At 36.6% G+C, this 7,508-nt stretch carries 6 protein-coding genes and 1 pseudogene; 4 read left to right on the plus strand and 3 right to left on the minus strand.

The window, feature by feature from the left end:
• Positions 1–125: 125 nt before the first annotated feature.
• Together V7024_RS19910 and V7024_RS19915 are read right to left on the minus strand one after the other, a co-directional pair.
• A complete protein-coding gene (locus tag V7024_RS19910; RefSeq protein ID WP_335523085.1) occupies positions 126–2,054 on the minus strand; it encodes a heavy metal translocating P-type ATPase in 1,929 nt (642 codons plus the stop codon).
• Between the two features lie 307 nt (positions 2,055–2,361).
• Positions 2,362–2,526, minus strand: a complete 165-nt coding sequence (locus V7024_RS19915) for a hypothetical protein (protein WP_335523087.1) — start codon at positions 2,524–2,526, stop codon at positions 2,362–2,364.
• A gap of 379 nt (positions 2,527–2,905) precedes the next feature.
• On the opposite strand from V7024_RS19915, the pseudogene V7024_RS19920 reads away from it, so the two are divergent.
• From V7024_RS19920 to V7024_RS19930, 3 genes and pseudogenes are all read left to right on the plus strand, one after another.
• A pseudogene (locus V7024_RS19920) lies at positions 2,906–4,361 on the plus strand (RNA-guided endonuclease InsQ/TnpB family protein).
• Positions 4,362–4,462: 101 nt separating this feature from the next.
• Positions 4,463–5,413: a DMT family transporter gene (locus tag V7024_RS19925; RefSeq protein WP_335523090.1), complete on the plus strand. Its 951-nt coding sequence runs from the start codon at positions 4,463–4,465 to the stop codon at positions 5,411–5,413.
• A 150-nt stretch (positions 5,414–5,563) separates the two neighbouring features.
• Positions 5,564–6,244 carry a lysoplasmalogenase gene (locus V7024_RS19930; RefSeq protein ID WP_335523093.1) on the plus strand — a complete coding sequence of 227 codons (681 nt, stop codon included), beginning with the start codon at positions 5,564–5,566 and terminating at the stop codon, positions 6,242–6,244.
• A gap of 45 nt (positions 6,245–6,289) precedes the next feature.
• Here the strand turns inward: V7024_RS19930 and V7024_RS19935 are convergent, their stop codons facing one another.
• Positions 6,290–6,574 carry a hypothetical protein gene (locus V7024_RS19935; RefSeq protein ID WP_335523095.1) on the minus strand — a complete coding sequence of 95 codons (285 nt, stop codon included), beginning with the start codon at positions 6,572–6,574 and terminating at the stop codon, positions 6,290–6,292.
• Positions 6,575–6,951: 377 nt separating this feature from the next.
• On the opposite strand from V7024_RS19935, the gene lepB reads away from it, so the two are divergent.
• A complete protein-coding gene (lepB, locus tag V7024_RS19940; protein ID WP_335523097.1) occupies positions 6,952–7,485 on the plus strand; it encodes a signal peptidase I in 534 nt (177 codons plus the stop codon).
• Positions 7,486–7,508: the final 23 nt, after the last annotated feature.

Here is a 7,508-nt window from a genome sequence, read left to right on the forward strand (position 1 = left end):
AGTTGAAGGGCTATTTTTTATTGTTTCGTACAATTTTTTTATACATAGTTACAATAAAAGTCATCAGAGTGTTGGGAAATCCGAAGGGTTTCCCAACACTCTGGGGGTTTCATATTGGAACCCTTTTAATTATTTGCCTTTAATAACCGTAATCCATTTAAAATAACAAGAATCGTACTTCCTTCATGACCGATGACACCTAATGGAAGTGCTAAAAATTGCAGGAAGTTTGAGCAAATGAGTAGCATGATGACAGTTAATGAAAAAATAACATTTTGCTTTACGATGCGATTCATTCGTTTTGATAAGCGAATTGCTTGTGCTAAACGAGAAAGTTCACTTTTCATTAAGACAACGTCAGCTGTTTCTAACGCAACATCAGTTCCTTCTCCCATCGCAACGCCAATACTTGCTGTTGCTAAGGCAGGAGCATCATTAATTCCGTCACCAACCATTGCCACTGTACCGTATTTTTCTTTCAATTGTTTTATTGTTTCTACTTTTGTTTCTGGTAAACAAGATGCGTAATATTCTTTAATATTACTTTCAGCAGCGATGGCTTTTGCTGTTTGTTCATTATCACCTGTAATCATAATCGCTTTGACGCCAAGGGCTTGCAGTTCACGAATGGCTGCAATTGTTTCTTGGCGCAATGTATCTTTTAAGGCAATAAGACCAAGAATACCTTGTTCATCGCTGACATATACAACCGTTTTTCCTTCTTGTTCTAAACGGACTGAAATGCCGTTATGAAACGTTTTTGTTTCTTCTCCAATAAAATCAGCTTTCCCAATTTTGTACGCTTTATTTTGCAGTGTACCTGTTAAGCCAAATCCCGTTACATCTTCTACGTTTTCTGGTTTTGTTAACGTAATATCATATGCATGCTTTGCGTAGTTCACAATGGATTCTGCTAGAGGATGTGTAGAATGACTTTCAATGGACGCTGTAATATGCAATAACTCTTTTTCAGATATTCCATCACGCGTATATATGTCTGTTACTGTTGGCTTTCCTTGTGTTAATGTTCCTGTTTTATCAAAGGCGATTGCTTTTAATGAAGCTAATCTTTCTAAATGAACACCGCCTTTAAATAAAATACCATGGCGTGCACCGTTTGAAATTGCCGACAACGTAGCTGGCGTAATCGCTGCAACAAGTGCGCAAGGAGAAGCAACAACGAGTAGAATCATTGCACGGTAAAATGTTTCATTCCAGCTCCAGCCAAGTGCATAATGAGGAACGAACATCATGAGTGATACAACAAGAAGTACGCCTTTTACATACGTTCCTTCAAACTTTTCAATGAAAAGCTGTGAAGGAGATTTTTCGCTTTGCGCATTTTGCACGAGGCGAATAATTTTTTGGAACAATGTTTGATCGCTATGTTTTGTAATTTCTACTTCGATGGCACCGCGTAAGTTAACAGTTCCTGCGAATACTTCATCACCAGGTTTCTTTTCATTTGGAATCGGCTCACCTGAAATAGCTGCTTCATCGATATTCGTTTCACCCGTGCGAATCATGCCATCTGCCGGAACACGTTCACCTGGTTTAATTAAAATGATGTCACCGATTTGCAGCTGTTCAACGGGAATACGTTCTTCCGCCCCGCGTGAGATGCACAGTGCTTCCTCAGGCTGTAAGTCGAGCAGTGCTGAAATTTCTTTTTGACTTTTGCTCATTGTGTAAGCTTCCATAGCTCCGCTTAAAGCGAAGATGAAAATTAAGATCGCGCCCTCTGTCCAGTAGCCGATAATGGCTGAACCAATCGCTGCAAAAAGCATGAGCATTTCAACGTTCAGCTCTTTTTCTGCGAGTGTGTCTTCAATACCTTCCTTTGCTTTTGCATAGCCTCCAATGATATAAGCCAATACGTAAAATATAGTTGCGGTTGTTGTTATGTCATTTCTTGTTAACAACCAACCGATCAAAATTAACACGCCGGATGTAAGCGCAAAAATAAGTTCATAATGCTTTTGAAATGTTGCAAGCCAAGATGAAGAATTTGGCGTTCCTTGTTGCTTTGATAATACTTTTACTTCAGAATTCATAGCTTTTTTGCTCCTTTCTATTTGAGAAAAAATGTATTATGGAAACTTTTATAAAACAGTGAAAAATGGATGGTGAATAAATCCACTTTAATTTTCTAACATATAAACGCTATGCAGAATACAATATGACCGCTACTAGCTTTCTCCTTTTGTTTTAAACTTTGCATGTGGTAGGAAAAGGCCCTGACCGTTTCTATGCGCGGCCAGATGCTCTCGTCCCCCTCAACAGAAAGAGGTTTTTTAACTTGTATATAAATAGCTTTCTTTTTAGGGTGGCGGCCCCGTTTGCTTTAATAATGCTTTTATTTCAGAGTTCATCGTTTTTTGCTCCTTTCGATTGAGAAAAAGAATCATCATCGGTAGCCTTATAAAACGGCGAAAGCTGCCATCCATCTGGATAGCAGCATTCTTCTAAGTTGAAACGTTCTTTTGTATTGCGAACATTTTTACTGGTGAATTCATCTCGTTTCACTCCTCTCATTGAGAAAAAGAATCATCATCGAAACCCTTATAAAACGACGAAAGCTGCCATCCATACGGATAGCAGCATTTCTTAGAAAACACACTCTGTGTAGTTATTTACTTTATTATTATTACTATTCTAGATTGTAACATATGTTACCTTATCGGAAAAGATTTTTACTTATTCCGCTATTAGTGGGGGAGAAACAAAGAAGGTAAATTTTCTTTATCGGAAAATGGGCAAGAAAACCCCATCTTCAAAACGTGCATAGCCAAGTTTAAGGTGGGGATGAATTGCCGGTATATTCGTAAAAATATTCCAGTATAAATACGAATATATGTTCTTTTTTGTTGTTTTGTAGTATCATAAAGGAAAGAAGGAGGTGAAAATGATGAAGACAGAAAAAGAATATGCAACTTATCAAATTTGGATCAAGAAAGGTCATAAGTTTTACTCTTACTTCTTAGAAATGTGTCAAAACGCAAAAAATCTCTACAATACAACAAACTTCTACATTCGCCAAGTGTATACGGCCATGCGTACAGAGAAATTTTTACAACCACTTCAACAAGAAGTTCTCTATACATTACAAAAACATATCGGAACCATGAATGAAAATCAACTTCGTGCGTATCAAAAAAGCTTGCAAAAACAGAAAGAAAAGCCGGCAGAAGAACGGAAAGAAATCAAGTGTAATCTTGTTTACGTTACCGACAAAAGAGAAATCCTTCCTATCCTATAACCTCTTAGATTGTTTGTTTAAAACAATGAAGCAACAAGACTATATAAACCTACCATCACAAGTGAATCAAGCTGTTATGAGAAAGCTTTACCAAAACTGGGGTTCATTTTTTGATTCCGTGAAAAAATATAAAACACATCCTTCCACTTTTACTGGCAGACCTCGCATTCCAGGCTATATCAAATCATCTATGAGACAAGTTGTATTCACAAATCAAGTATGTAAACTCCAAGATAAATATATTCGTTTTCCAAGAACAAGTGTCAGATTAAATATCGGTAAATTGTTTGGACATATCGAAAATCTAAAAGAGGTACGTGTTTCTCCTGCTTACGGGAAGTTTAAATTGGAAATTGTGACAGAACAGTCCGAGCCACCACCTAAGCATGTTGACAACAATCGTTATATGAGTGTTGATTTAGGAATCGATAACATTGCAACCATTGTAACGAATATAGGGGCTACTCCTGTGCTAGTAAAGGGCAATGTGATCAAAAGTATTAATCAATACTACAACAAACAAAAGGCGCATTTACTGGGGATTCTTCGTCATGGAAAAGAACTAAAAGAAGGACCACATACATCAAAACGTTTAGAGAGGCTTCATGAGAAACGATTTCTCAAAATAAAAGATCTATTTCACAAAATGAGTTACCATATTGTTCAGTTGGCGATTCAACACGAGATTTCTACGATTGTGATTGGGAAAAATACATCGTGGAAACGAAACAGTGATATGGGAAAACAACAGAATCAATCCTTCTGCCATATCCCACATAATTTACTCATTGAAATGATTACCTACAAGGCGAAGCGACAGGGTATAATGATACAAGTCGTGGAAGAATCGTATACAAGCAAAGCATCCTTTCTAGACAATGATGCGATTCCCACTTACGGTGAGGAAGACATTCCTGTATTCAGTGGAAAACGGATCACACGTGGATTGTATCGTACGAAAGAGAGGCTTCTACTGAACGCAGATGTGAATGGTTCCTATAACATCTTAAAAAAAGCAGTTCCAAAGGCATTTGCCGATGGAATAGAGGGGTTGTGCCATCAGGCAGCTGTGTCAACTCCACTCGTGTTAAGCATCTTTTGAAGAAGATACACGAGAAACCCCCACTTCGAGATCCGGAAGAGATAAGTGGCGGGAGTTTTCATGAGTATTGTTCATAAAAAGTACGGAAAGGAAGACATCTAGTGAAGGCAGAAAGATTTTTTACACATCCGCTCGGTGTATTTGTTGCAGCATTAAGTGCAACGTTTCTATGGGGCAGTGCGTTTCCATTTATTAAATTAAGTTATGTCCAGTTAGACATTCAGCCTCATGAAGTAGGCGAGCAAATTCTATTTGCAGGTTACCGTTTTTTCTTAGCAGGAATGATGCTTTTATTCTTCTTTAAATTGTTAGGGAGAAACGTATCGTTTCAAAAAGGAACAACGAAGCAACTTGTTCAAATTGGTCTGTTTCAAACGTTCTTACAATATGTTTGTTTTTATATTGGTTTGAGCTATAGTACGGGGATTGAAGGTGCGGTAATTTCTGGAACATCGTCATTTTTTCAAATTGTATTTGCGCATTTTCTATATAAAGATGACTCATTAAATATGAGAAAAATCATTGGTGTCTCAATTGGTTTTTGCGGCGTCATTCTTGTAAACATTCCAAAAGGAGATATGAATTTTCACTTTGGTATTGGTGAACTGTTATTATTAGGTGCGGCAATGTTGTACTCATACGGTAACGTTTTGGCGAAAGAAGGAAGTAAAACGATGGATGTAGGTTATATGACCGCATATCAGATGATTATCGGTTCTCTAGGCTTATTGTTCATCGGAATTTTCCAAGTTGAATTGATGCCATTTACATTCCATATGCAAACGTTACTTATGCTACTATACTTATCATTCTTATCAGCAGCGGGATTTTGTATTTGGAATACCGTGATGAAATATAACAAAGTTGGAAAAGTATCGATGTATATGTTTTTCATTCCGGTATTTGGTGTTATCTTATCAAGCTTGATTTTAGGAGAAGCCATTCATTCTTTCGTATTGTTTGGATTGGCGTGTGTAGCGACCGGAATTATTATCGTGAATCGTACACGTAGTGAAAGAAACACGGCGAATGCGAAAAGTAGCGTAGTGTAAAGAGGTTCATAGAGAGCCTCTTTTTCATGTGGAAAGCGAAACTTGGTAGAGTTTGGAACAATTTTTTGATGAAAATTATAGGGAAAAGAAAGGAAAATGATGATTTTATATCGAATAAGATAGAAATATTAATTCGTCAAGGAGAAAAATATGAATGGAATGTACGTACTGTTAATTGGACAAATAGTTTTATTTTTGTTCGGGACCGTTTATGCAATCAGACAATCAGAACAAACAAAGAAAAATGAACCGTTGCCCTTATTCATTCGTTTACTTCTCACATTTTCATTAACTGGAGCTGCGATATGGATGTGGGTACAGGATCCGGTAACACCTTATCGCCAGTGGGTTGCAATCGGGATGATTTTATCAACAATTGGTGACTTATTTATGGCCGGCTTAATTCCATTTGGGCATCGTCTCATTGGTGGAATGGTGACATTTGCGATTGCACATTGCTTGTATGTTACTGCCTTTTTAGAAACGGGTATTTCGTGGAATGGCTTATATATTGGTTTAGCGGGATACGGTTTGTTTTTAGTTATTGGTTGGTTCTTTTTTATTCGCAATCATAAGCAAGATCGCTTATTTACAATCGGAGCGCTTGTATACGGGCTTTGGGTTGGCGGAATGGCGTGTTTTGCGTTTGCGCTTGCTTATTTGAATCAAGGAATGTGGTGGATTTCAGCGCTAGGTGGTTTCCTATTTGTCATTTCTGACTTTATTATTGGAATTACGGATATCGGTGGACGGAATGTAAAATATGATCCCCTTTTAGTTTGGGCAACATATGTAGGAGCACAAATGTGCATTGTTTATGTTGGGATATAAAAAAACAAGCTGGTATGTAACCGGCTTGTTTTTTTGTACTATTTATTAGGCTACGATATTTTTTTGTTGTAAAGCAGCTAAGCTATACTCATCAGCGGGTTTATAACCTTGAGCTAAAAGATCATTAATATATAGCTTATTATAAATAAAACAGAAGACTAAATTAGAAAAACCAAATGTAAACATACTTGCAATTAAGATAATCAAAAGCCATTTCCAGTCTCCACGAAACAATGTTGGGAAGAAGCCGAAGAAAAATACAGTCCAACTAAACCCTAGTTTTGTTTGTTTGATTTGTCCAGTTTTTTCATTTTTAAGCATAACTTTCATGATGAAAACGATTCCTCCTAATACTTTATGTACTAAATAAAAAGACCAGAAGTGTTATATTAAATATTTGTATATTAGGATACTTTTCAGAATATAATTGTAAGATTTGGTGAAGGTTTTACTTTATCCCACATTAACGAGCAGTGATCTCCTTATATTAAGGGTGAGAGTGAATGGAATGTAAATGTTAATACATAAAATGTGAAAGAAGAACTGCCCTCAAGCAGTTCTTCTTTTGTTGTTGTTAAACAATATGAATTTTCGTGGAAAATGTTAGATTTTCTTGGGTGAATTGTCCAGGTAATTTCCTGATAATATAGAATTTATTTACAAAAGTATTTTATAATGTAGATAATAGAGGGATAAGGGAGAGGCGTATGAAGAAGAAAAGTCGTTTGAGGGAATTCATCGAAGTATTTGCGGTTGCATGTGTGCTTGTCTTTTTAATGAAAGTATTTGTCTTTTTTTCAACGACCGTGCAAGGAGCTTCTATGCAGCCTACTCTTTATGAAGGGGATAAGGTCATTGTAAATAAGTTAGCAAAGCAAATTGATAGTTATGATCATGGTGATGTTATTGTAGTAAAAACGGATAATTATTATGTGAAGCGCATTATCGGTTTACCTGGAGATACGATTGAAATGAAAAACGACCAGTTGTATATCAACAGTCAATTACAAAAGGAACCTTATTTAGAAAAAAATAAGAAACACGCAAAGCAACTGATGGTGAATTTAACAGAAGATTTTGGTCCGATAAAAGTTCCGAACAACAAAATTTTTGTCATGGGAGATAATCGATTAGTTAGTCGTGATAGTCGCAATGGGTTAGGATTCATTGATAAAGATGATGTATTAGGAAGTTTAGTTGCAATATACTACCCTTTTAACCGGGTGCAGATTATCGATTAGAAGGTCGTGTTTCCACAAAAAAA

The sequence above is a fragment of the Bacillus sp. JJ864 genome, from assembly GCF_036963045.1.
GTDB lineage: Bacteria > Bacillota > Bacilli > Bacillales > Bacillaceae_G > Bacillus_A > Bacillus_A pseudomycoides_C.

Excerpts from the sequence above, each read along its gene's own strand:
- V7024_RS19935 (WP_335523095.1), bottom strand. The coding sequence starts at position 6,574 with ATGAAAGTTATGCTTAAAAATGAAAAAACTGGACAAATCAAACAAACA.
- V7024_RS19930 (WP_335523093.1), top strand. The coding sequence starts at position 5,564 with ATGAATGGAATGTACGTACTGTTAATTGGACAAATAGTTTTATTTTTG.
- lepB (WP_335523097.1), top strand. The coding sequence starts at position 6,952 with ATGAAGAAGAAAAGTCGTTTGAGGGAATTCATCGAAGTATTTGCGGTT.
- V7024_RS19910 (WP_335523085.1), bottom strand. The coding sequence starts at position 2,054 with ATGAATTCTGAAGTAAAAGTATTATCAAAGCAACAAGGAACGCCAAAT.